Annotated in this window: 22 protein-coding genes; 12 read left to right on the top strand and 10 right to left on the bottom strand. The window is 70.6% G+C overall.

Going from position 1 to position 22,448, the window contains the following annotated elements; translation table 11 throughout:
• Positions 1 to 81: 81 nt before the first annotated feature.
• Positions 82 to 966: a LysR family transcriptional regulator gene (locus ACYVC6_RS19955; protein ID WP_460716221.1), complete on the top strand. Its 885-nt coding sequence runs from the start codon at positions 82 to 84 to the stop codon at positions 964 to 966.
• A gap of 34 nt (positions 967 to 1,000) precedes the next feature.
• Here ACYVC6_RS19955 and ACYVC6_RS19950 read toward each other — a convergent pair whose 3' ends face one another.
• Genes ACYVC6_RS19950 through ACYVC6_RS19940 form a run of 3 tightly spaced genes read right to left on the bottom strand, consistent with a single transcriptional unit; the run spans position 1,001 to position 3,044 of the window.
• Positions 1,001 to 1,789 carry an SDR family NAD(P)-dependent oxidoreductase gene (locus ACYVC6_RS19950; protein ID WP_460716220.1) on the bottom strand — a complete coding sequence of 263 codons (789 nt, stop codon included), beginning with the start codon at positions 1,787 to 1,789 and terminating at the stop codon, positions 1,001 to 1,003.
• Positions 1,786 to 2,277: a nuclear transport factor 2 family protein gene (locus ACYVC6_RS19945; RefSeq protein ID WP_460716219.1), complete on the bottom strand. Its 492-nt coding sequence runs from the start codon at positions 2,275 to 2,277 to the stop codon at positions 1,786 to 1,788. The genes ACYVC6_RS19950 and ACYVC6_RS19945 overlap by 4 nt, the downstream gene beginning before the upstream one ends.
• Positions 2,274 to 3,044: an SDR family NAD(P)-dependent oxidoreductase gene (locus ACYVC6_RS19940; protein ID WP_460716218.1), complete on the bottom strand. Its 771-nt coding sequence runs from the start codon at positions 3,042 to 3,044 to the stop codon at positions 2,274 to 2,276. Before ACYVC6_RS19940 ends, ACYVC6_RS19945 begins: the two co-directional genes overlap by 4 nt.
• 102 nt (positions 3,045 to 3,146) lie before the next feature.
• Here ACYVC6_RS19940 and hsaA point away from each other — a divergent pair, with 102 nt between their 5' ends.
• Genes hsaA through ACYVC6_RS19915 form a run of 5 tightly spaced genes read left to right on the top strand, consistent with a single transcriptional unit; the run spans position 3,147 to position 7,469 of the window.
• Positions 3,147 to 4,313, top strand: a complete 1,167-nt coding sequence (hsaA, locus tag ACYVC6_RS19935; RefSeq protein WP_460716217.1) for a 3-hydroxy-9,10-secoandrosta-1,3,5(10)-triene-9,17-dione monooxygenase oxygenase subunit — start codon at positions 3,147 to 3,149, stop codon at positions 4,311 to 4,313.
• A gap of 4 nt (positions 4,314 to 4,317) precedes the next feature.
• Positions 4,318 to 5,265, top strand: coding sequence for a 4,5:9,10-diseco-3-hydroxy-5,9,17-trioxoandrosta-1(10),2-diene-4-oate hydrolase (hsaD, locus tag ACYVC6_RS19930; protein ID WP_460716216.1), 948 nt, complete (start codon positions 4,318 to 4,320; stop codon positions 5,263 to 5,265).
• A 21-nt stretch (positions 5,266 to 5,286) separates the two neighbouring features.
• Positions 5,287 to 6,186, top strand: a complete 900-nt coding sequence (hsaC, locus tag ACYVC6_RS19925) for an iron-dependent extradiol dioxygenase HsaC (RefSeq protein WP_460716215.1) — start codon at positions 5,287 to 5,289, stop codon at positions 6,184 to 6,186.
• A gap of 17 nt (positions 6,187 to 6,203) precedes the next feature.
• Positions 6,204 to 6,842, top strand: a complete 639-nt coding sequence (locus ACYVC6_RS19920) for a flavin reductase family protein (protein ID WP_460716214.1) — start codon at positions 6,204 to 6,206, stop codon at positions 6,840 to 6,842.
• Positions 6,843 to 6,851: 9 nt separating this feature from the next.
• Positions 6,852 to 7,469, top strand: a complete 618-nt coding sequence (locus ACYVC6_RS19915; protein ID WP_460716212.1) for a GrpB family protein — start codon at positions 6,852 to 6,854, stop codon at positions 7,467 to 7,469.
• Between the two features lie 9 nt (positions 7,470 to 7,478).
• Here the strand turns inward: ACYVC6_RS19915 and ACYVC6_RS19910 are convergent, their stop codons facing one another.
• The 5 genes from ACYVC6_RS19910 to ACYVC6_RS19890 are packed head-to-tail and all read right to left on the bottom strand — an operon-like array spanning position 7,479 to position 13,138.
• Positions 7,479 to 8,627, bottom strand: coding sequence for an NAD(P)/FAD-dependent oxidoreductase (locus ACYVC6_RS19910; RefSeq protein ID WP_460716210.1), 1,149 nt, complete (start codon positions 8,625 to 8,627; stop codon positions 7,479 to 7,481).
• An 18-nt stretch (positions 8,628 to 8,645) separates the two neighbouring features.
• Positions 8,646 to 9,629, bottom strand: coding sequence for an acyl-CoA dehydrogenase family protein (locus ACYVC6_RS19905; RefSeq protein WP_460716209.1), 984 nt, complete (start codon positions 9,627 to 9,629; stop codon positions 8,646 to 8,648).
• Positions 9,629 to 10,501 (bottom strand): acyl-CoA dehydrogenase family protein, encoded by an 873-nt coding sequence (locus ACYVC6_RS19900; protein ID WP_460716208.1) that lies wholly within the window; start codon positions 10,499 to 10,501, stop codon positions 9,629 to 9,631. Before ACYVC6_RS19900 ends, ACYVC6_RS19905 begins: the two co-directional genes overlap by 1 nt.
• Positions 10,498 to 11,676 carry an acyl-CoA dehydrogenase family protein gene (locus tag ACYVC6_RS19895; RefSeq protein ID WP_460716206.1) on the bottom strand — a complete coding sequence of 393 codons (1,179 nt, stop codon included), beginning with the start codon at positions 11,674 to 11,676 and terminating at the stop codon, positions 10,498 to 10,500. The genes ACYVC6_RS19900 and ACYVC6_RS19895 overlap by 4 nt, the downstream gene beginning before the upstream one ends.
• Entirely contained in the window at positions 11,666 to 13,138 is a 1,473-nt protein-coding gene (locus ACYVC6_RS19890; protein WP_460716205.1) for a FadD3 family acyl-CoA ligase, read from the bottom strand. The genes ACYVC6_RS19895 and ACYVC6_RS19890 overlap by 11 nt, the downstream gene beginning before the upstream one ends.
• Positions 13,139 to 13,159: 21 nt before the next feature.
• On the opposite strand from ACYVC6_RS19890, the gene ACYVC6_RS19885 reads away from it, so the two are divergent.
• Genes ACYVC6_RS19885 through ACYVC6_RS19870 form a run of 4 tightly spaced genes read left to right on the top strand, consistent with a single transcriptional unit; the run spans position 13,160 to position 16,914 of the window.
• On the top strand, positions 13,160 to 14,359 hold the full coding sequence (locus ACYVC6_RS19885; RefSeq protein ID WP_460716204.1) for an acyl-CoA dehydrogenase family protein: 1,200 nt from the start codon (positions 13,160 to 13,162) through the stop codon (positions 14,357 to 14,359).
• Positions 14,356 to 15,159: an SDR family oxidoreductase gene (locus ACYVC6_RS19880; RefSeq protein ID WP_460716203.1), complete on the top strand. Its 804-nt coding sequence runs from the start codon at positions 14,356 to 14,358 to the stop codon at positions 15,157 to 15,159. Before ACYVC6_RS19885 ends, ACYVC6_RS19880 begins: the two co-directional genes overlap by 4 nt.
• A 2-nt stretch (positions 15,160 to 15,161) precedes the next feature.
• Complete coding sequence (locus tag ACYVC6_RS19875; RefSeq protein ID WP_460716202.1) at positions 15,162 to 15,761, top strand: TetR/AcrR family transcriptional regulator; 600 nt, start codon at positions 15,162 to 15,164, stop codon at positions 15,759 to 15,761.
• The gene (locus ACYVC6_RS19870) at positions 15,754 to 16,914 is read left to right on the top strand and encodes an acetyl-CoA C-acetyltransferase (RefSeq protein ID WP_460716201.1); all 1,161 of its coding nucleotides are present in this window, start codon (positions 15,754 to 15,756) and stop codon (positions 16,912 to 16,914) included. The genes ACYVC6_RS19875 and ACYVC6_RS19870 overlap by 8 nt, the downstream gene beginning before the upstream one ends.
• Positions 16,915 to 16,988: 74 nt before the next feature.
• Here ACYVC6_RS19870 and ACYVC6_RS19865 read toward each other — a convergent pair whose 3' ends face one another.
• A complete protein-coding gene (locus ACYVC6_RS19865) occupies positions 16,989 to 17,720 on the bottom strand; it encodes a hypothetical protein (protein WP_460716200.1) in 732 nt (243 codons plus the stop codon).
• A gap of 290 nt (positions 17,721 to 18,010) precedes the next feature.
• Here ACYVC6_RS19865 and ACYVC6_RS19860 point away from each other — a divergent pair, with 290 nt between their 5' ends.
• Together ACYVC6_RS19860 and ACYVC6_RS19855 are read left to right on the top strand one after the other, a co-directional pair.
• Positions 18,011 to 20,323, top strand: coding sequence for a M4 family metallopeptidase (locus ACYVC6_RS19860; protein WP_460716199.1), 2,313 nt, complete (start codon positions 18,011 to 18,013; stop codon positions 20,321 to 20,323).
• A 96-nt stretch (positions 20,324 to 20,419) separates the two neighbouring features.
• Positions 20,420 to 21,415 carry a GNAT family N-acetyltransferase gene (locus tag ACYVC6_RS19855; protein WP_460716198.1) on the top strand — a complete coding sequence of 332 codons (996 nt, stop codon included), beginning with the start codon at positions 20,420 to 20,422 and terminating at the stop codon, positions 21,413 to 21,415.
• 4 nt (positions 21,416 to 21,419) lie between these two features.
• Here the strand turns inward: ACYVC6_RS19855 and ACYVC6_RS19850 are convergent, their stop codons facing one another.
• Positions 21,420 to 22,397 (bottom strand): helix-turn-helix transcriptional regulator, encoded by a 978-nt coding sequence (locus ACYVC6_RS19850; RefSeq protein WP_460716197.1) that lies wholly within the window; start codon positions 22,395 to 22,397, stop codon positions 21,420 to 21,422.
• Between the last annotated feature and the right edge of the window lie 51 nt (positions 22,398 to 22,448).

The following is a 22,448-nucleotide window of genomic DNA, read 5'->3' as shown; positions in this document are numbered from 1 at the left end:
TCCCGCGAGACTAAGAACACGTTCCACTCCCGTCGAGTATCGTTTCAGGGTGCATCCGATACCTCACAGGCATCACGCCTGATGGAGCTGCGCAGCCTCCGGTACTTCCTCGCCGTGATCGACGAAGGCGGCTTCCGCGGCGCGGCGCGCACCCTGTTGGTGACGCAGCCGCCGCTGAGCCGGGAGATCCAGCGGCTCGAGCGCGAGCTCGGGGCGAGCCTGTTCGACCGCACGTCGCGTCCCGTCGCCCTCACGCCCTTCGGTCGTGCCTACGCGAGCGAGGTCCGTGAGGTGCTGGCGCACCTGGACCGCTCGCCCGAGATCGCCCGCCGGGCCGCCGACCCGCAGACTCGACTCCGGGTCGGGTTCATCAGCGCGGTGGCCAACGACCTGCTCCCGCGCGCGGTGCGTGCCTTCAGGACGGCTCATCCTCACGTCGCCCTGGTGCTGGAGGAGCAACCCAGTGGCGCAGTCCAGCTCGCCCGGCTGCGCGAGGAGCAGCTCGACGTGGCGCTCGTGCGCGAGTCCGTGCACGAGGCCGGGCTCAGTACGACCAGGATCATGGACGAGCCCATCCTGGCCGTCCTGCCGGTGGACCACCCGCTGGCCACCTCGACGGACCCGATCCCGCTCGCCGACCTCGACGGTCAGCCGTTCGTGTTCTGGAACAGGGCCTCGTCACCGGCCGCCTACGACAACGGCCTTCGGACGCTTCGCCGGATGGGCGTCCACCTGCCGATCGCGCAGGAGGTGATCGGCGTCCAGGCCGTCCTGGGGCTGGTTGCGGCAGGTGTGGGCATCTCCCTGCTCCCGGCGTCGGTTGCGGCGCTGCGTCTCGACGGCGTTGTCTGCCGACCCTTGGGCCCGCCGAGCCCGACCATGCCGCTGTGCGCGGTCCACCACGCCGACGACGAATCGGACTCGCTGGCCGGCTTTCTCGACGCGCTGCGGGCCGCGACCGGCTGACCCGCCTGTGCGCGGCCGGAATCAGCCGTCCTGCTCAGCCGTCCTGCTCAGCGTCCAGGTCGGGCGCCCACGCGGCTCCGTTGATGTGCGAGCCGCCGTCGACGAAGAGAGTGTTGCCGGTGAGGTAGCTGCTGCCCTCGGACGCCAGGAACACCGCCACGGGCGCGATGTCGGCGTACGGATCGCCCATCCGGCCCATCGGGTTGGCGGCGTCCGCGAGGGCCTCGAGCTCGGGATACTCGCCGATGGCCCGGAAGAAGGCCTGGCTCTTGGCCGCCGGGCAGATCGCGTTGACTGTCACGCCGGTCGGCGCCCACTCGCGGGCGGCGGTGCGGGTGAGCGCCCGCAGCGCCTCCTTGGCCGCGTTGTACTCCAGCGAGCCCATGTGGGCGTTGACGCCGTTGAGGCTGCACATGTTGATGACCCGGCCCCAACCGCGCTCCTTCATGTGGGGGAGCGCGGCGGTCATCGCCCAGAAGGGCCCGAGGTAGCCGACCCGCATCCCGCGCAGCAGCGCCTCGTCGGTCTTGCGCTCGACCCGGCCGATCGAGCCGCCGCCCCACGCGTTGTTGACGACCACGTCGATCGAGCCGTACGCCGCCACCGCGGTGGCGACCGCGGCCTCGACCTGCTCGCGCACCGAGACGTCGCAGGCGGCGAAGGTCCCGCCGACCGCCTCGGCCACCGCCCGGCCGGACGCCTCGTCGACCTCGGCCACCACGACCCGGGCGCCCTCGTCGGCGAACCGGCGGGCGATGCCCTCGCCGATGCCGGCCCCCGCGCCCGTCACCAGGGCGACCCGGCCGTCCAGCTGGCCGCTCACAGGTCACTCCCCAGGGCACCCCTGCCGAGCAGGTCACGCGCCTCCGCGGACCCGTCCAGGGCCCGGGTGGTCCGGTGCTTGATCCGCCATCCGTCCGGCTCCCGGTGCAGGACGAAGTGGTTGGCCCCGGCCCGGCGCACGCTGTAGCTGCCTTCGCGGTGCCGGACCAGGATCGACTCGCAGACGGCGATCGCCTCGTCGCCCCGGACCCGCACGTGGGCCGGACCGAGGAAGTGCGAGCAGCCCGCGCCGATGAGTCCCTGGTGCCCGTCCGACTCGACCATCGCCCGGATGTCCTCACGGTTCGTCATCTGCCAGCCCTCCACGTCGTAGGCCCCGTCGGGAGCCCACAGTCCCGCCACCGCCTCCGCCTCGCCGGCGTCGACCAGCGGGCCGTACGACGCCACCAGCCGGGTGATCGCCAGCTCGTCCTCCAGCAGTCCGACCCGCTCCTCCAGCCGCGCCAGTCGTTCCTCGTCCACCGTCATGCGCTTCCTCCGAACAGCTGTTGCATCGCCCGGTGGGTGCCCAGGACGACATCGGCACGGGACTTCTGGTCGGCGTCGCCGACCCGGTGCAGCGGCCCGTGGGCGAGCCGGGCCAGGCCCTCACGGGCGACGTCGTCCGGGTCGGCCGCCTCGAACCCCGTGACCTCGAGGTCGAGGCCCACGCGCTCCATCGCCGGTGTCCGGGTGACGCCCAGCACGAGCTCGAGCACGTCGACGCCGTGATCACGCAGCTCGAGCCACAGTCCCTCGGCGAAGATCCGCCGGAACGCCTTCACCCCGCCGTAGACGGTGTGCCGGACCGACCCGACGTAGCTCGCCTTCGAGCCGACCAGCAGGATCCCGCCGCGGCCGCGGTCGCGCATCGACCGGCCGAAGTGTTGGACGAGCGCGAGGGGAGTGGTGACGTTGAGGTCGATCACCCGCTGGAACTCGGCGAGGTCCCCGTCGAGGAACTCCTCGCTGTGGGAGTTGGCGCCGGCGTTGTAGACCAGCAGCCCGACCTCGACGTCCTCGACCTCGTCGATGACCCGCTCGACCGCGTCAGGCGCGGTCAGGTCCAGCGCGAGCGGGCGCACCCGCACCCCGTACGCCCGGCACAGCTCCGCCGTCTCCTCCAGTGCCACCGGCTTGCGTGCGATGAGCACCAGGTCGAGCCCGGCCTCGGCGAGCTGGGTCGCGAACGACCGGCCGACTCCCTCCGAGCCGCCAGCGATCACCGCCCAGGGTCCGTACTTCGTCACGTCCACAGGGCGCACCCTCCCACGTAACCCGCCTGCAACTCTCCTGCATCGACAATGAACTAGAACGTGTTCTAGTATTGAGGCTAAAGTCTCATGGAGGAGAGTGCGATGTCGCAAGCGGTGCTCGACGGGGTCCGGGACCTGCTGCCCACGTTTCGGGAGCGGGCGGAGGAGGCCGAGCGGCTGAGGGTCGTCCCCGAGGCCAACATCAAGGAGCTCGAGGACACCGGCTTCTTCCGGCTGCTGCAGCCCAAGCGCTTCGACGGGCTGGAGGCCAGCCCCGTCGACTTCTACACCGCGGTGCGCGACATCTCCAGTGCCTGCGGCTCGACCGGCTGGGTCGCCAGCGTGGTCGGCGTGCACCCCTGGCAGGTCGCGCTGTTCGCCGACGAGGCGCAGCAGGCCGTGTGGGGCGAGGACACCAGCACCCGCCTGAGCTCGTCGTACGCGCCGACCGGCAAGGCCACCGTCACCGACGGGGGCTACATCCTCTCCGGCAAGTGGAGCTTCTCCTCGGGCTGCGACCACTGCTCATGGGTGCTGCTCGGCGCCCTGGTGTTCAACGCCGAGGGCAACGTCGTCGACTTCAAGACCTTCATGGTCCCCCGCAAGGACTACACGATCATCGACGTCTGGAACACCGTCGGCCTGCGCGGCACCGGCTCCAACGACATCCTGGTCGAGGACGTGTTCATCCCCGAGGCGTTCACGCTGTCGATGGGCGAGACCGGTGCCTGCCGCGGCCCCGGGCAGGAGCACAACACCGCAGACCTCTACAAGCTGCCGTTCCACTCGGTGTTCACGACCACGATCTGCACGCCGATCATCGGCATGGCCATGGGGGCCTACACCGAGCACGTCGAGATGCAGCAGAACCGCACCCGCGCGGCCTATCTCGGTGAGAAGGCGTCGCTGGACCCCTTCGCGGCGGTGCGGATCGCCAAGGCGAGCTCGGAGATCGACGCCGCCTGGGCGCTGACCATGCAGAACATCCGCGAGGAGGAGGCGCTGGTCGCCAAGGGCGAGCCGATCCCGCTGGGCCTGCGTCTGAAGGTGCGGCGCGACCAGGTCCTCGGGAGCCAGCGCGCCATCGACGCGATCGATGCGCTGTTCGAGGCGTCGGGCGGCCGCGCCCTGGCCGAGGGCACCTACCTGCAGCGCACCTGGCGTGACGCGCACGCCGGCCGGGTGCACGCCGCCAACGACCCCGAGCGTGCCCTGCAGATGTTCGGCGCCCACGAGTTCGGCCACAAGATCGACCCTGGGATGTACTGACCACATGTCATCCCACGCATCCGGCCTCGACTCCAGCTTCGACAAGGAGTCGGTCCGGCGCAGCGCCAAGGCATCCACCGAGCACGGCAGCCTGACGCTCAACTACTACGAGGCCGGGCCGGCGGCGTCGGATTCAGGGGAGCCCACCGGCATCGGCGGCGGCCTGCCGCTGGTGATGCTGCACGGCGGCGGACCGGGTGCCTCGTCGTGGTCCAACTTCGGCCCCGCGCTGCCGCGTTTCGCGGCGTCGTTCCGCACGCTTCTCGTGGACCAGCCGGGCTTCGGCGGCTCCGACAAGCCGCCAGTGGTGGGCAACTACTTCCGGTTCTCCGCGGGCTACGTCGTCGCGCTGCTCGACGAGCTCGGCATCGAGCGGGTCCACCTGCTCGGCAACAGCCTCGGTGGCGGCACAGCGAGCCGGATCGCGATCGAGCACCCCGACCGGGTCGGCCGGCTGATCCTGATGGGGCCCGGCGGGCTCTCGCTCAACCTGTTCCACGCCGACCCCACCGAGGGCGTCAAGCGGCTCATGGAGTTCAACCTCGACCCCACCCGCGAGTCCCTGCGCGCGTTCATCTCCACGATGGTCGTCAACCAGGACCTGGTGACCGACGAGCTGGTCGAGGAGCGCTTCGCCGACGCGACCGCTCCCGGCGCTCGCGAGGCGATGATCTCGATGGGCATGTCCTTCTACGACCCGGCCAGCGCCGAGGACGGCATGCTCTGGCGCGAGGCGCACAAGATCCGCACGCCCACGCTGCTGACCTGGGGCCGGGAGGACCGGGTCAACCCGCTGGACGGCGCGATGGTCGCGCTCAAGGCGATCCCGAAGGCCTCGCTGCACGTGTTCCCCAACTGCGGCCACTGGGCGCAGATCGAGGCGGCCGACGAGTTCGCCGAGGTCGCGACCAGCTTCCTGGCCCGCCACGTCGAACGGACGCCCCCCAAGTGACGAGCCCCAAGTGAGGACCGCATGACGATCGACATCAAGTCCATGGGCTACGTCCGCGTGGCCGCGACCGACCTCGACCAGTGGCGGCTCTTCGCGGGCAAGGTCCTCGGCCTGGCCGAGGGCCGCGGCCCCAACCCCGCTCACCAATACTGGCGGATCGACCAGGTCTCCGCCCGGCTCGTCGTGTTCCCCTCCGATGTCGACCAGCTGGACGCGGTCGGCTGGGAGGTCGCCGACCACCGGGCGCTGCAGGAGGCGCGCGAGCACCTGCAGAAGGCCGGCGTCCCCTTCGAGGAGGGCACCCAGGACGAGCTCGACGAGCGCCGGGTGCAGGAGCTGGTCCGGTTCCGCGACCCGTGGGACAACGTCTTCGAGCTGTTCCACGGCATCACCTACGAGTCCCGCCCGGTGGTCACGCCCTACGCCGCGACCTTCGTCACCGGCGACCAGGGCATGGGCCACATCGTGCTGCCGGTGCTCGACGACGTGGAGGCGCTGGCGTTCTACACCGAGGTCCTCGGCTTCCGGCTCCGCGACTCGATGAGCATGCCCGGGGAGTTCGTCGGCAAGGAGCCCGGCTCGAAGGTCTGGCTGCGGTTCCTCGGGGTCAACCCGCGGCACCACTCCCTGGCGTTCCTGCCGATGCCCAACCCGGCCAAGTGCGTCCACATCATGCTCGAGGTCGACGAGCTCGACCACGTGGGTCGGGCGCTGGAGCGGGTGCGCAAGCACAAGGCGCCGCTGTCGGCGACGCTGGGCCGGCACATGAACGACGAGATGGTCTCGTTCTACGTCAGGTCGCCCGGCGGCTTCGACGTCGAGTTCGGCACCGATGGGCTCACCGTCGACGACGACCGCTGGGTCGCCCGTGAGTCCACTGCCGTCTCGTACTGGGGTCACGACTTCGGCGGCGGTCAGTAGGACATAGCGTGACCCGCATGAGCGAGGCCGAGATCCCGGAGGGCATGAGCCCCGATGCCCGGGAGACCTGGCCCAGCCACGACCTCATCGAGTCCTGGCTGGGCGACTCGATGTACGACTTCCAGCTCCGTCCCGGCGAGGACGTGGTCGTCGACGCCGACGACCCGGAGGCGGTCGCCGCGGCCCGACGGTTCCGCGACGTGCTCGGCCGGTTCGCCTCGGGCGTGACGGTGGTGACCGCGATGAGCGGCGGCGCGCCTGTGGGCCTGACCTGCCAGTCTTTCTCCAGCGTCTCGCTCAACCCGCCGCTGGTGGTGTTCATCCCGGCGAAGACCTCGCGCGCCTGGCCGATGATCCAGCGGTCGGGCCGATTCTGCGTCAACTTCCTCGCCGACGGCCAGGCCGAGCTCTCCAACCAGATGGCCAGCCGCGGTGTCGACAAGTTCGCCGGGGTGTCGTGGACGCCCAGCGAGCAGACCGGCTCACCGATCCTCGCGGGCACCCTCGGCTACGTCGACTGCCGGATCCACTCCGTCCACGAGGCCGGCGACCACTACGTCGTGATCGGCCGGGTCCTCGACCTGGACGTCCCGGAGGCGGGGACGGACAAGCCGCTGCTGTTCTTCCAGGGCAAGTACTCCACCACCGACTCGTAGTCTTCTGCGGTGCCCACGCATCCGCTCCGGCGTCCCTTCGAGCTGACCGATCTCGACCAGTCCGACGCAGCCGTCATCGGCACGGCCCCGCCGGGCACGGTGCGGGTCGTGCCCTATGACGAATCCTGGCCCGCCATGGCTGACGCGCTGATCGCGGCGATCCGAGAGGTGCTCGGTGATCGCGTCGTCGAGCTGGACCATGTCGGGTCCACGTCGGTCCCCGGCCTGGCGGCCAAGCCGGTCATCGACCTGGACCTCGTCGTCCCCGACCCCGCTGACGAGGCGGCGTACGTCCCCGCACTCGAGTCCCTGGGCCTACTGCTCCACATCCGCGAACCCGACTGGGAGGAGCACCGGCTGCTCACCCGAGTCGACCGCTCGGTCAACCTGCACGTCTTCGGGCCGGCCGCGGCCGAGCCGAGGCGCTGCCTGCTCTTCCGCGACTGGCTGCGCAGCCATCCGCAGGACCGCGACGCCTACGGCGGGCTCAAGGCCTCGCTGGCCGCACAAGGCTTCGAGCGCGTCATGGATTACAACAACCACAAGGCCGCGATGGTCTACGACATCTACGAGAAGGCCTTCGCGGCCGACCCTGAGCACGACCACGACCCACAGCCGCGCGAGTGACCCGCGGGATCAGTCCCCGACGGGCGTCCACTCGCGGCCGAACCAGCGCCGGGCCCGGTCGGCGCCGAAGGCCCGCTTGTCGGCGGCCAGGTCCAGGGTCGGACCCTCGAGCGTGCCCCTGGGGTCCTCGCCGCTGAGGAACGTCACGTCCAGCTTGCCGACCTCACCCTGGCCGAACTCCACGTAGCAGATCCCGCGCCCGTCGTACGTCGTCGGGTCGACGAGCCCGCGCGCCCGGGCGACCAGCTGGGCGGCGACCACGGAGGCCTGACCCTCCGCGAACACGCCCGCCTTCGGAGTGCCGACGCTGGTCACGTCGCCGACGGCGTAGACGTCGTCGAACCTGGTGCGCAGCGTGAGCGGGTCGACCGGGATCCAGCCGTCCTCGGTCAGCCCCGACTCGACGACGACCGCGGGCGCGCGGTGCACGGGGACGCCGAGGAAGAGGTCGAACGGCAGCTCGGTGCCGTCGGCCAGCCTGGCCACCTTGGCCTCCGGGTCCAGTCGCCGGACCAGGGCGTCGGGATGCCACGAGATCCCACGCTCGGCGAACACCGCCAGCAGCGCCTCCGAGGCCTCCGGCGAGGGCGGGACCGGGGCTCCCAGTGGCATCACCAGGGACACGGTCGAACGGTCCAGCAGCCCGCGTGCCGCCAGGTGGTCGTGCACGAGGAGCGCGGTCTCGCTGGGGGCGGGTGGGCACTTGAACGGGGTGGAGGTCACCGCCACGATCACGTCACCGCCCTCGAAGCGGTCCAGGACGTCGCGGGCCGCGAAGGCGCCCGCCTCGGTGTAGAACTCGTGGCCCGCCTCGAGCAGGCCCGGCGTCTCCTCCGGGCGCAGGTCGGCGCCCAGCGCGACCACCAGGATGTCTCCATCGAGCGGGCCGGCGTCGGTCTCCACACGCCGGGCGACCGGGTCGATGGAAGCGACGGTGGCCCGCACGAACCGGACCCCGGGTGGAGCCAGGTCGGCATACCGGTGCGCGACGTGCTCGGCGGTGGTGCGGCCGAACATCACGTCGAGCTTGGAGAACCCGAGCACGAACTCGTCGGCCTGGTCGACCAGAGTGACCTCGACGTCGTCGCCGAGGGCGGCGTCCAGGGAGCTGGCCAGCTCGAGGCCGCCGAACCCGGCGCCGAGGATGAGAACACGCATGCCCCGACGGTAACCGCGTCAGAGCTCGATGCGCGCCCGGTGGTGGTGAGCCTGGCCGAACAGCTGAGACAAGGTGTGCGCCCGCTTGAACACCAGCTGGGCGTCGTGCTCCCAGGTGATCGCGATCCCGCCGTGCAGCTGCACGGTCTCGGCGGCGATCCGGTTGAGCGCCTCGGAGCAGTAGGACTTGGCGACGTGCGCGAGCTGCTCGGCGTTGTCCGCGTGGCTCGACAGGGCGTAGGACGCCGCCCAGGACGCCGAGCGGCACATCTCCACCAGGACCAGCAGGTCGGCCATCCGGTGCTTGAGTGCCTGGAAGGAGCCGATCTGTCGGCCGAACTGCACCCTCGTCCTGCTGTAGTCGACGGTCATCTCCAGAGCCCGTCCCGCCAGGCCGGCCTGGAGCGCGGCCACGCCGACGGCGCCGACCAGCTCGGCCCGGGCGCGCGCCGCGACGCCGTCGCCGATCCGGGTGCCCCCGGACGCGTCGAGACTCGCAAAGCGGTTGGTCTGGTCCATCGAGGGCAGCCATTCGGTGTGGCTCGACGCCGGGTCGAGCTCCAGCAGGTCGTCGCCCCGCACTGCGAGCAGCACGCTGGCCTGGTCGGCGAACAGTGCCGGCCCGCCGTCGAGCGCGATCGCGGCGACCTCGCCGGCCGCGATGCGGGGGAGCAGCCGCTGCTTGGCGTCGTCGTCGCCACCGGCGAGCAGCGCCTCCGCGGTGACCAGCGAGGCGAGCAGGGGGGAGGGGGCGAGCGAGCGGCCGAGCTCCTCGAGCGCGACCATCGACTCGAAGAGCGTGAAGCCCGCGCCCTCGTAGTCCTCCGGGATGGCCAGCGCGGCGACGCCGATCTGCTCGCACAGCATCGACCACAGCGACGCGTCGTAACCGGTCTCGGACTCGGCAGCGGCGCGGACCGCGGCGCTGTCGGCGCGCTTGACCAGCAGCGAGCGCACCGTCGAGGCGAGCTCCTGCTGCTCCTCGGACAACCCGAACTCCATCAGCTGACGCCCAGGTCCTGGCGAAGACGGGCGCGGTGCCACGACGGCGTGCCCCACGCGCCCACGAGCGCACGCACCTTGGTGATCCAGATGCTCAGGTCGAACTCGGCGGTGTAGCCGATCGCGCCGTGCACCTGGAGGCCCGTCCGGGAAGCCAAGTAGGCGGCGTCGGAGCACGCGACCTTGGCGGCGGAGACCGAGATCTCCCCGAGCGCGGCGCCGTAGACGAGCGGGCGGGCGAAGTCGAGGGCGATCCGGACGTCGGCCAGCGCGTGCTTGACGGCCTGATAGCTGCCGATCTCGCGGCCGAACTGCCGGCGCTGCTTCACGTAGGCCACCGAGTCTTCAAGCAGCCGTTCGCCCGCACCCAGGAGCTGGGCCGAGGTGGCCAGGACCGCCAGGTCGAAGGCCTCGCGGTTCGGCTCGCCCTCACCGGTCACCTCGAAGAGCCGGCGGGTCCGGTCGACCGACACGTGCATGGCGCCGACAGCACTGGCGCGGGCGTCGCCGACGTAGACCTCGTCAGCGACGTCGGCGTCCAGCGCGTAGGGGACGTGCGGCCGGACCGCGACGGTGGCCAGCCCCTCGATCTCTCGTCCCAGCGCGACCGGGAGGTAGGCGGCGGACTCGACCCAGGGTCCGGGCACGGCGTGCTTCCCGAGCGCCTCGAAGGCGACGCAGACCTCGACCGGCGAGGCCTCCGTCGCCAGCATCGTCAGGCCTTGCTCGGCCAGCCGCTGCCAGAGCTTGAGCCCCTGCTCGTGGTCGCCGTCGGCCCAGGCCCGGGCCACCGCCGGTGTGTCCGCCGTGGCCAGCAGCCGGTCGAGGGAGGCGGCGAAGTCGCGCTGGTCCTCGGTGAGCTCGAACCTCATCGCGCCCCCTCGGTCGGGCGGAGCTCCCTCGGGAGACCGAGGATCCGCTCGGCGACGATGTTGCGCTGGATCTCGTTGGTGCCGGCGTAGATCGGTCCGGAGAGCGAGAACGTGTAGCCGTCGAGCCACCGAGACTGGAGCTCGGCCTCGGCTCCGAGGAGGTCGAGGGCAGTCTCGTGCAGGGCGATGTCCAGCTCGGACCAGAACACCTTGTTGACCGAGCCGGCGGCCCCCATGTCGCCGCCGTTCGCCAACCGGGTGACCGTGCCCCACGTGTAGAGCCGGTAGGCCTGGGCCTTGATCCAGGCGTCGACGACGTCGTCGCCTTGGGGCCCGACGTCCAGCTTCGTGGAGTCTCTGTAGAGGTCGACCAGCCGGTCCGCGGCCGCGCAGAAGCGGCCGGGGGAGCGCAACGAGAGCCCTCGCTCGTTGCCGGCGGTGCTCATCGCGACCGACCAGCCCTTACCCACGCCACCGAGCACGTCGGCGTCCGGCACGAACACGTCCTCGAAGAACACCTCGGCGAAGCCGGCCTCGCCGTCGAGCTGGGCGATCGGCCGCACCGTCACACCCTCGGCGTCCAGCGGGAACAGGAAGTAGGTCAACCCGCGGTGCCGCTGGGCGCTCGGTTCGACGCCTGGGAGGCCCGAGCGGAAGAGCCCGAAGCCCCAGTGCGCGTACGTCGCCCGCGACGACCAGGTCTTCTGGCCGTTGAGCACCCAGCCCCCGCGCTCGTCGTCCCTGGTAGCGGTGGACTTGAGGGAGGCGAGGTCGGAGCCCGCCTCGGGCTCGGACCAGCACTGCGCCCAGACCTTCTCGCCGGTGGCCATCGAGGGCAGGAACCGGTCCTGCTGCTCCTTCGTGCCGTGGTCGAAGATGATCGGGGCGAGCAGGAAGATCCCGTTCTGGGAGACCCGCCCGGGCGCGCCGGCGCGGTAGTACTCCTCCTCGAAGATCACCCATTCCACCAGCGAGGCCTCGCGGCCGTGGTACTCCCGAGGCCACGAGACGACCGACCAGCGCGCCTCGGCCAGCTCGGCCTCCCACTCCTGGTGGAGGGCCCAGCCTTCGGCAGTGTCCATCGACGGCAGGGGCTCGTCGGGCACGTGGGCCGCCAGCCACTCCCGGGCCTCGGCCTGGAAGGCCAGCTCGGACTCGGACAGGTCAAGATCCATCGCGCAGCTCCGTCTTCAGCACCTTGCCGGCCAGGTTGCGGGGGAGGCCGTCGACGACCTCGACCTGGCGGGGCACCTTGAAGTTCGCGAGCTTCTCCTTGGCGAAGGCCACGACCTCGTCGGGTGTCACCGTGCCGACGACGTAGGCCCTGCCGACCTCGCCCATGCGCTCGTCCGGCACCCCGACCACCGCGACGTCGGACACACCCTCCAGGCGCATCAGGACCTGCTCCACCTCGGCCGGGTAGACGTTGAACCCACCGGAGATGTACATGTCCTTGAGCCGGTCGGTGATCGTGAGGTTGCCGTGCTCGTCCAGAGTCCCGATGTCGCCGGTGTGCAGCCAGCCGTCCGCGTCGATCGCCTCCGCGGTGGCGGCCGGGTCGTCGAGGTAGCCGAGCATCACGTAGTCGCCCCTGACGAGGAGCTCACCATTGTCAGCGATCCGGGTCTCCATGCCGGGGACCGCGCGACCGCAGGTGGTCGCGACCGTCTCGGCGGAGTCGCCCTCCCGGCACATCGTGACGACAACGGCCTCCGTCATGCCGAAGGCGGTGACCACCTGGTCGATGCGCAGCTCGTCCCGCATCCGCTCGATCAGCACCACCGGGACGACGGCGGCCCCGGTGACCGCGAGCCGGAGCGAGGACAGGTCGCGCTCCGCGCGGCCGGGGGCGGCCAGGATCGACTGGTAGAGGGTCGGCGCGCCGGGGAAGACGGTGATCCGCTCGGACTCGATCAGCCGCATCGTCTCGTCGACGTCGAAGGTCGCGACCGGATAGAGCGTGCAGCCGGTGAGCAGCCCCACCACGATGCCGATCTTGTAGCCGAAGGAGTGGAAGAACGGGTTGACCACCAGGTAGCGGTCGTCCTGCCGGACCCCGCCGAGCTCGGCCCAGGCCCGGGCCACGCCGACCGTCTGCCGGTGGGCGCTCATCGCACCCTTGGAACGCCCGGTTGTGCCGGAGGTGAACAGGATGTCGGCGACGTCGTCGGGGGAGACCTCCGGCATCGCCGAGAACGCCGATGCCTCGCGGCTCACCAGCGACTGGAGCCTCACCACCCGGTCGGTGACTCCGGCCTCGGAGAGCTCCTGCACCTGGTCACGCCCCAGGAACCCGTCGTGCACGATGACGGCCTTGGCGTCGGTGCGCTCCACGACGTCGGCCACCTCGGGTCCGACGTAGCGCGAGTTGACGGGCACCAGTACGCCGCCTGCGCACGAGACGGCAAGCGCGGCGACGGCCCAGTCCACGCTGTTGGGTCCCCACAGGACGACCCGGTCCCCGGGCTCGACGCCGAGCTCGGTGTAGACCGCGGCGGTGTCGAGCACATGCGTCTCGAGGTCGACGTAGGAGACCGTCAGGTCACCCTCGACGTAGGCCGGGTGCGTGCCGAACCGCTCCGCCGCAGCACGGAGCAGAGCGGGCAGGGTGTTGTGGTCGTGCGCCAAACCAAGCATTTGCTTGGTAGGGTAGCAAACGTGGACCTGACCTACTCCGCCGAGGACGAGGCGTTCCGCGCCGAGATCCGCGGCTGGCTGGCCGAGCACCTGAGCGGAGACTTCGCGGCGCTCAAGGGACTCGGGGGTCCCGGCAAGGACCACGAGGCGATCGACGAGCGGCTGGAGTGGAACCGGCATCTCGCCGCGCACGGCTGGACCGGCGTCGGCTGGCCGGCGGAGCACGGTGGGCGCGGGCTGACCCTGTGGCAGCAGGTGATCTTCCACGAGGAGTACGCCCGCGCCGCGGCCCCGGCACGCGTCAACCACGTCGGCGAGGAGCTCCTCGGGCCAACGCTGATGGCCTTCGGGACCGACGAGCAGAAGCGGCGCTTCCTGCCCAAGATCCTGGCCGTCGAGGAGCTCTGGGCACAGGGCTACTCCGAGCCCGATGCCGGGTCCGACCTGGCCAACGTCAAGACCAAGGCGGTGTTCGACGGCAACGAGTGGGTCGTCGACGGGCAGAAGATCTGGACCTCCAACGCGCACTTCAGCCAGTGGATCTTCGTCATCGCCCGCACCGAGCCCGGCTCGCAGCGCCACCACGGGCTCTCGTTCCTGCTCATGCCCATCGACCAGGACGGCATCGACGTGCGGCCGATCGAGCAGCTGACCGGCGGCTCGGAGTTCAATGAGGTCTTCTTCACCGGCGCCCGCACCGGGGCCGACCTCGTCGTCGGCGAGCCGGGGAAGGGCTGGGGCGTCGCGATGGGGCTGCTCGGCTTCGAGCGAGGGGTCTCGATCCTTGCCCAGCTCGTCGACTTCACCCGCGAGCTCGGCGGGGTGGTCGCCCTCGCCAAGGGCAACGGCACCATCGACGACCCGATCCTGCGCGACCGGCTGGCCTCGCTCAAGGCCGAGCTGGAGGTGATGCGGTTCACCGCGCTGCGCAGCCTCTCCCACGTCACCGGCGGCGAGGACTCCTCGGCCGGCGGGGGAGCGGCCTCGATCTTCAAGCTGGCCTGGGCGTCGTGGCACAAGCGCCTCGGCGAGGTGGCCATGGACGTGCTCGGCCCGGCCGGGTTGCTCGCCGAGAGCGCGCCGTACGACCTGAGCGAGTGGCAGCGGCTCTTCCTCTTCTCCCGCGCCGACAGCATCTACGGCGGCACGGACGAGGTGCAGCGCAACATCCTGGCCGAGCGGGTGCTCGGCCTGCCCCGCGAACCGAAGGGAACGACGTGACGACGACTCGCGAGGAGCAGTCCGCGCCCGACTACGTGCCCGGGCACGACCTGCTGGCCGGCAAGGTCGTCGTGGTCACCGCTGCGGCCGGCGCCGGCATCGGCGCCTCGGTCGTCCGCCGGGCGCTCGAGGAGGGCGCCAAGGCGGTCGTCTTCAGCGACACCCACGAGCGCCGGCTCGCCGAGTACGAGGAGGCGCTCGCGTCCGAGTTCGGCGCCGACCGGGTGCGGCAGCTGGTCTGCGACGTGACCGACGAGGCCCAGGTCGGGGCGCTGCTGGACGCGGCCGACGACTTCGGCGGCGTCGACATCATGGTCAACAACGCCGGGCTCGGCGGCACCGCGAGCGTCCTGGAGATGACCGACGAGCAGTGGCTCAAAGTCCTCGACATCACCCTCACCGGCACGTTCCGGTGCGTGCGCGCCGCCGGTCAGCGGTTCGTGGCGGCCGGCAAGAAGGGCGTGATCGTCAACAACGCGTCGGTGATCGGTTGGCGGGCCCAGGAGGGCCAGGCCCACTACGCCGCCGCCAAGGCCGGTGTGATGGCGCTGACCCGCTGCGCCGCGATCGACCTCGCGCCGCACGGCATCCGGGTCAACGCGGTCAGCCCGAGCCTGGCCATGCACCCGTTCCTCGCCAAGGTCACCTCCGACGAAGTGCTCGCCGAGCTCAAGCAGCGCGAGGCGTTCGGCCGGGCCGCGGAGCCGTGGGAGGTCGCCAACGTGATGGTGTTCCTGGCCAGTGACTACGCGTCGTACATGACCGGCGAGGTCGTCGCCGTCTCGAGCCAGCAGGCCTAGACATGACCGCCCAGCCCACCGAGTCACGCAGAGACGAGCTCCTCGCCATCGCGGCGCGGCTGTTCGCCGAGAAGGGCTTCCGCAACACCACGGTCCGCGACATCGCCGATGCGGCCGGGATCCTGTCGGGCAGCCTCTACCACCACTTCGACTCCAAGGAGTCGATGGTCGACGAGATCCTCTCGACGTTCCAGCAGGAACTCTTCGGGCAGTACGACGCCATCCTGGCGGCGCCGTCGTCCGAGATGGACCCGCTCGCCAAGCTGGAGCAGGCCGTCCTGGTGTCGTTCGAGGCGATCGACAAGCACCACGACGAGGTCGCGATCTTCCAGAACGACGCGGCCTACCTGCTGACTTTTGACCGGTTCGCCTACCTGGGCGAGCGCAACCAGCAGTCCCGCGAGGTCTGGCTGACGCTGCTGCGGGGCGGCATCGACGCCGGCGTGCTGCGCGACGACCTCGACCTCGAGCTCACCTACCGCTTCATCCGCGACACCGTCTGGGTCGCCGTCTCCTGGTACCGCCCCGGCGGCCGGCGCACCCACGCCGAGATCGCGAAGCAGTACCTCTCCATCCTTCTCGAAGGGATCCGCCATGCCTGAAGCATTCATCGTCGACGCCGTCCGCACCCCGGTCGGCAAGCGGGGCGGGTCGCTCGCCGGCGTCCACTCCGCCGACCTGGCCGCACACTCGATCAGCGCCCTGATGACCCGGACCGGCGTGGACCCCGGCGCGGTCGACGACGTGATCCTCGGCTGCTGCGACACCATCGGCTCCCAGGCGGGCGACGTCGCGCGCACGGCCTGGCTGGTGGCCGGGCTGCCCGACCACGTGCCGGGCGTGACCATCGACCGGCAGTGCGGCTCCTCGCAGCAGGCGGTCCACTTCGCCGCGCAGGGCGTGATGTCCGGGACCCAGGACCTCGTCGTCGCGGGCGGCGTGCAGAACATGAGCGCCATCCCGATCTCGGCGGCCATGATCGTCGGCCAGCAGTACGGCTTCTCGACGCCGTTCGCCGAGTCGCCCGGGTGGCTGGCGCGCTATGGCGACCAGGAGGTCAGCCAGTTCCGCTCGGCCGAGATGATCGCCGAGAAGTGGGACATCTCCCGCGAGGACATGGAGGCCTTCGCCCTCGCCTCCCACGAGCGCGCGCGGACGGCGATCGCCGAGGGCCGGTTCAAGAACGAGATCGAGCCAGTCACCCTCGCCGAGGAGAACCTCGACACCGACCAGTGCCCGCGTGAGACGTCGCTGGAGAAGATGGCTGGTCTCGAGCCACTGGCCCCCGGCGGCCGGATCACCGCGGCCGTCGCCTCACAGATCTGCGACGCGTCCTCGGCGATGTTGATCGCCTCCGAGCAGGCGGTGGCCGACCACGGCCTCACCCCGCGGGCCCGGATCCACCACCTCTCGATCACCGGCGACGACCCCGTGTGGATGCTCACCGGCCCGATCCGGGCGACCCGGCGCGCGCTCGAGAGGTCGGGACTGTCGATCGACGACATCGACCTGTTCGAGTGCAACGAGGCGTTCGCCTCGGTGGTGCTGGCCTGGATGAAGGAGTGCGGCGTCCCGCACGACAAGGTCAACGTCAACGGCGGCGGCATCGCCCTAGGCCACCCCATCGGCGCCACCGGCACCCGGATCATGGCCACCCTGCTCAACGAGCTCGAGCGCACCGGCGGCCGCTACGGGCTGCAGACCATGTGCGAGGGCGGCGGCCAGGCCAACGTGACGATCATCGAGCGGCTCTAGCTCAAGGATCCGGCGACGACGCACGAGCCGGCCCCATGCTGTGGACCGGCCCGTGCGTCGAGACGAACCGCCTCCTAGTCGAGCCCGAGGATGTCGACCAGCTGCTTCTCCTGACCCGTTGCGGTCATCTTGGGGAGTGCGACGGCGGCACCGGCCGGGTCGAAGGACACGTTGTCAAGGGCCAACTCGTTGCCTGCGAGGACCATGACCGCTCCGGGCGGCGCCGTCACGCCAGGTGCGGTGATTCCCTGTGGTCCCGCGATCACGGCGACGGCCGAGCTGATGCCCGCCAGCGTCGTCTTGGCCGGGATGTAGCCGGCCGGGAGGATGAACGCGATGGCGTCGTTGATCTGCCCGGGCCCGCTGCCGTCGCACGCTCCGTCCCCGCCTGGCGCGTTGCTGCGGACGACGTACCCGGTCATATGCACCCGGCCGAACCTGTCTTTGCGATAGGTCGGCATCGAGAAGCCGTAACCCACCCCAGGTCCCTGGCTCCAGACGCAGTCGCCCTCGCCGCCGTCGCTGAGCGTGGGCTGGATCTGCTTCTCCTCCGCCACCATGTCCGCGGCGGACAGGGTCCCGTTCTTGACCTTCTTGCTGTTGATCGCGTTGTTCTTGACCTTCTTGGTGGTGACCGCGTTGTTCTTGATCTTGGGCGCGGTCACGGCGTTGTTCTTCAGCTGGGCGGTGCCGATGAGACCGGCGGCGTAGCCGGCCCCCGCAGCCGCGGCGACCAGCGCCAACAGCGAGATGCAGAGAGCGACCATCGTGATCGCCGGGTGTAGCCGTCGAAGTGCGGCATTCATGCAGAGAGGCCTCCTGGGTCGACAAAGGAACTGCCAATGTGGCAACCCGAGATCCCTGGTAGCAACGGCGTATTCGGGTCTTGTACGGACCGCCCGCGAGGTGCTAAGGGGGCACGGAGACCCGCTTGCTGCACAACCTCGCAGTGCACCTTTTCGCAAATCGCAGCTGTTGACGGCGATCCTCCGGCCGGACGAGAGTCACCGCGGATCTTCTCGGGACTCTTCGATCCGCTGGTTTGACCTGTCCTGGGCGGAGCCATCCCTTCAACCGTCCAACGGAGAGGCTGACTGTGAAACGACTCGTCATCGGGGGCGCAACCACCGCCCTCGTCACGGCACTGGCCGTGCTGGCACCCACCGGTGCCACCACGGCCGCGCCGGATTCCCGCCCCGGCACATCCCCTGGGGCTCGAACCGCCGATCGACCCACGGCAGATGCCCGAGCGGACGCGGCCCGCGCCGCCGCCGGGCTCGTGGCCAGCAAGCCGGAGACCTTCAAGGCCAGCCGACACGACCGGTTCATCGCCGGTCCTGTCCTGTCCTCGAGCGGCCTGATGTATGTGCCTTACGAGCGCACCCACAAGGGCCTGCCCGTGGTCGGCGGCGACTTCGTCGTCAGCACCGACTCCCAGGGCCGCGTGCTCGGCACGTCGGTCGCGCAGACCCGGGTGACCAAGGTGAAGAACCTCCGCGCGACGGTGGCCAGGGCCAAGGCCAGGGCGATCGGCGCCCGCGGGATCAAGGACGCCAAGGTGGGCAAGACCCGGCTCGTCATCCTCCAGCGCCAGCGCTCCGCGCTCGCCTGGGAGACCTGGGCCAGCGGCCGGGCTCATGGGCACGCGACCCGGATGGCGACGTACGTCGGGGCTCGCAACGGCAAGGTCCTCGACCGGATCGAGCACGTCCTGGAGGGGAGCGGCAGCTCCGGCTTCCACGGCACGGTCACGATCCCGACGACGCAGTCGGGCTCGACCTACACGATGCGCAACCCCAGTGCCACGACGCTGGTCTGCCAGGACAGCGCCAACAACACGACGTTCTCCGGCCCGGACGACCTGTGGGGCAACGGCAACCTGACCAACAAGGAGACCGGCTGCGTCGACGCGTTCTACGCCGCGGAGAAGCAACGGCTCATGCTCTCCCAGTGGCTGGGCCGTAGCGGCATGAACGGCTCGGGCGGGTGGGTCCCGATCCGGGTCGGCCTCAACGACACCAACGCCTACTACGACGGCACCCAGATCCAGATCGGGAAGAACGCGGCTGGCGGCTGGATCAGCTCGCTCGACGTCGTGGCCCACGAGTTCGGGCACGGCATCGACGACAAGACGCCGGGCGGCATCTCCCGCGGCAACACCCAGGAGTTCGTCGCCGACGTCTTCGGGGCGCTGACCGAGTTCTACGCCAATGAGCCGGCGGCCTATGACCCGCCCGACTACCTCGTCGGCGAGGAGGTGAACCTGGTCGGCCAGGGCCCGATCCGCAACATGTACAACCCGTCCGCGATCGGTCACCCCAACTGCTACTCGAGCTCCATCCCGAGCGGGCAGGTGCACGCGTCGGCCGGCCCGGGGAACCACTGGTTCTACCTGCTGGCCGAGGGCAGCAACCCGACCAACGGGCAGCCTGCCAGCTCGACCTGCAACGGCTCCACGATGACGGGGATCGGCATCCAGAAGGCCGGGCTCATCTTCTACAACGCGATGCTGATGAAGACGAGCACGTCGTCGTACCTCAAGTACCGCACGTGGACGCTGACCGCGGCCAAGAACCTCTACCCGGGCAGCTGCGTGGAGTTCAACAAGGTCAAGGCCGCCTGGGACGCCGTCAGCGTGCCCGCGCAGGCCGCTGACCCGACCTGCTCGGCCACCGGCGCCGTGACCGTCACCAACCCGGGCAACAAGTCCGGCACGGTCGGCACCGCGATCAGCTCGTTCACGCTGTCCGCGAGCGGCGGCACTGCGCCGTACACGTGGTCGGCCACGGGCCTGCCCCCCGGGGTGACGATCGGCTCCTCCACCGGCACGGTCTCCGGGACCCCGACGACCGCGGGCACCTACAGCGTGACCGCGACCGCGACCGGGTCCGGCGGCTCGGGCTCCGGGTCGGCGACGTTCACCTTCACCGTGAGTGGAGGAGGCGGCGGCTGCACGGCTCCCGGACAGAAGCTCGGAAACCCCGGCTTCGAGACCGGGACCGCCGCACCGTGGTCGGCGTCGTCCGGTGTCATCGACGGCTCGGCCGGCCAGGCCCCGCACGGTGGCAGCTGGAAGGCGTGGCTCGACGGCTACGGCAGGACCCACACCGACACGCTCAGCCAGTCGGTGACCATCCCGGCCGGATGCTCCGCGACGCTCTCCTTCTGGCTGCATATCGACTCCGCCGAGACGACCACCTCGGTGCAGTACGACAAGCTGACCGTGAAGGCGGGCTCGACGACGCTGGCGACCTACTCCAACCTCAACAAGGCAGCCGGCTACACCCAGAGGTCGTTCAACCTTTCCTCGTTCGCGGGGCAGACGGTGACGATCAGCTTCACCGGCATCGAGGACAGCTCGCTGCAGACGTCGTTCGTCATCGACGACACGGCGTTGAACGTGAGCTGACCGTGAGCTGACCGTGAGCTGACCCGAGCAGGGACCAGGCGGCCGTCACCGGCAAACCGGTGGCGGCCGCTCGGTCACGTGCCCCACCCTGGCGGCATGGACATCAGGCAGTTCGGGCCCGACGACGCCGAGGACGTCGCGGCGTACGTCGAGCTCCGCAACGCGGTCCAGGCTGTCGACGCCCCCTGGGTCCACCCGATGACCGTCCGCCAGGCGGTGGGTGCCTTCCGCCACGGCTGGGACGGTGAGCCCGACATCCCCTTCCTCGGCGTCGAGGACGGGACGGCGGTCGCCTTCGGCTCGCTGGCCACCAGCGACTACGACAACCTCCACCTGGCGTGGGTCGGGAGCAAGGTCCACCCCGGCCACCGGCGGCGTGGTCTCGGCAGCCAGATGCTGGAGGCCGTCGTCGCCGAGGGCCGGTCGCGTGGGCGCACGTCCTTCGGCGTGGACGCCTGGGACTCGGAGCCGGCGAGCGCATTCGCGGCCCGGCACGGGTTCGAGCCCAAGAGCGCCGCCATCAACCGGCGCCAGATGCTGGCCGAGGTCGACATCGAGAAGCTCCGGGAGTGCTATAACGAGGCGCTGGCGATCGCCCGGGACTACGAGCTGGTCCGCCGGGCCGGCGCCACTCCCGACGACGAGCTCGCCGCGGTCGCCGAGATGACGGCCGCGATCAACGACGCACCGACCGACGACCTCGACATCGAGGACGAGGTCTTCCCGCCCGAGCGGATCCGTGCCTACGAGGACGCCATGGAGGCACGCGGTCACCGCCTCTACCGGGTGCTCGCCCGGCACCGGGCGACGGGTGTGCTCGCCGGCCACACCGTGGTCGCCGTCGACAGCGAGCGGCCCGAGCTCGCCGAGCAGCACGACACGTCGGTCGTCGGCAGCCACCGGGGCCATCGCCTCGGCCTGCTGCTCAAGGCGGAGATGAACCTGTGGCTCCATGAGGCCGAGCCGCAGATCGCATCGATCGACACCTGGAACGCCGAGTCCAACGCGCACATGATCGGCGTCAACGAGCTCCTCGGCTACCGGGTGATGGGCCGGGAGGTCGAGTACCAGCGGTCGCTCGCAGGACACTAGGCCTTCACGCCGGCGTCGCTCGGCGGTATCTCTCGCCGACCTGCCGCACCTGCTCGACCAGCTCGGGCGGGTCGGTCACGTGGAAGTCGAGGCCGAGCATGCCGATGTAGACCGCGATCATCTCGACGCTGTCGGCTCCGGTGACCAGGACGCAGTGGCCGTCGTCGATGGTCTCGACGACACCCACCGTGGGGTTGATCCTGGCCAGCACGGCCTCGGCCGGGGCGTCCACGGCGATGCGCGCATGCACCTGCCAACCGGAGAACGCGACCTCGCGGAGCACGAACGCCGTGTAGTCACCTCCTGGCAGCGGGCGGGCGGCGAACCGGCGCCCGCCGGGCGTGCGCAGCCGCATCCAGTCCAGGCGGTAGGGCGCCCACGTGTCGGTGCGTGGGTCCCGACAGACCACGAACCAGCGCCGTTGCCAGCTGACCAGCCGGTAGGGCTCCACCTGGAGACGAGTGGTGGAGTGGGGCGCGGCGTCGAAGTCTCCGTAGTCGAAGCGGATCTCCACCTTGTCGTGGACGGCTGCCGCCACCTCGGCGATCAGCTCCGGGTCGACCACCGGGTCCTCGACGTTGGAGCCGGTGTTCTCCGGCCCGGCTGTGACGGCCGAGCGCAGCGCGTTGACGCGACGACGGACCCGCGCCGGCAGGACGTGCTCGAGCTTGGCCAGGGCGCGGGCGCTCGTCTCCTCGATGCCCTGGACGGCCAGCCCGGCTCGTAGCCCCACCGCTACGGCGACGGCCTCGTCGTCCTCGAGCAGCAACGGTGGCAGCTTGGTGCCGGCGCCGAGCCGGTAGCGCCCGCCGCGACCCCGGACGGCGTCGACCGGGTAGCCCAGGCCGCGCAGCCGGTCGATGTCGTTGCGCACCGTCCGGTCCGTGACGCCGAGCTGCTGCGCGAGCTGCGCTCCTGACCAGTCGGCGCGGGCCTGCAGCAGGCCGAGCAGGGCCAGCATCCTGGCCGCGGTGTCCGCCATCGGAACCTCCTGGGTAGATTCCTCGAGACTGGTGGATATTTAGGAACGAAA

This window comes from Nocardioides dilutus (genome assembly GCF_054779555.1).
This window is presented reverse-complemented; position numbering and strand designations above follow the sequence as displayed.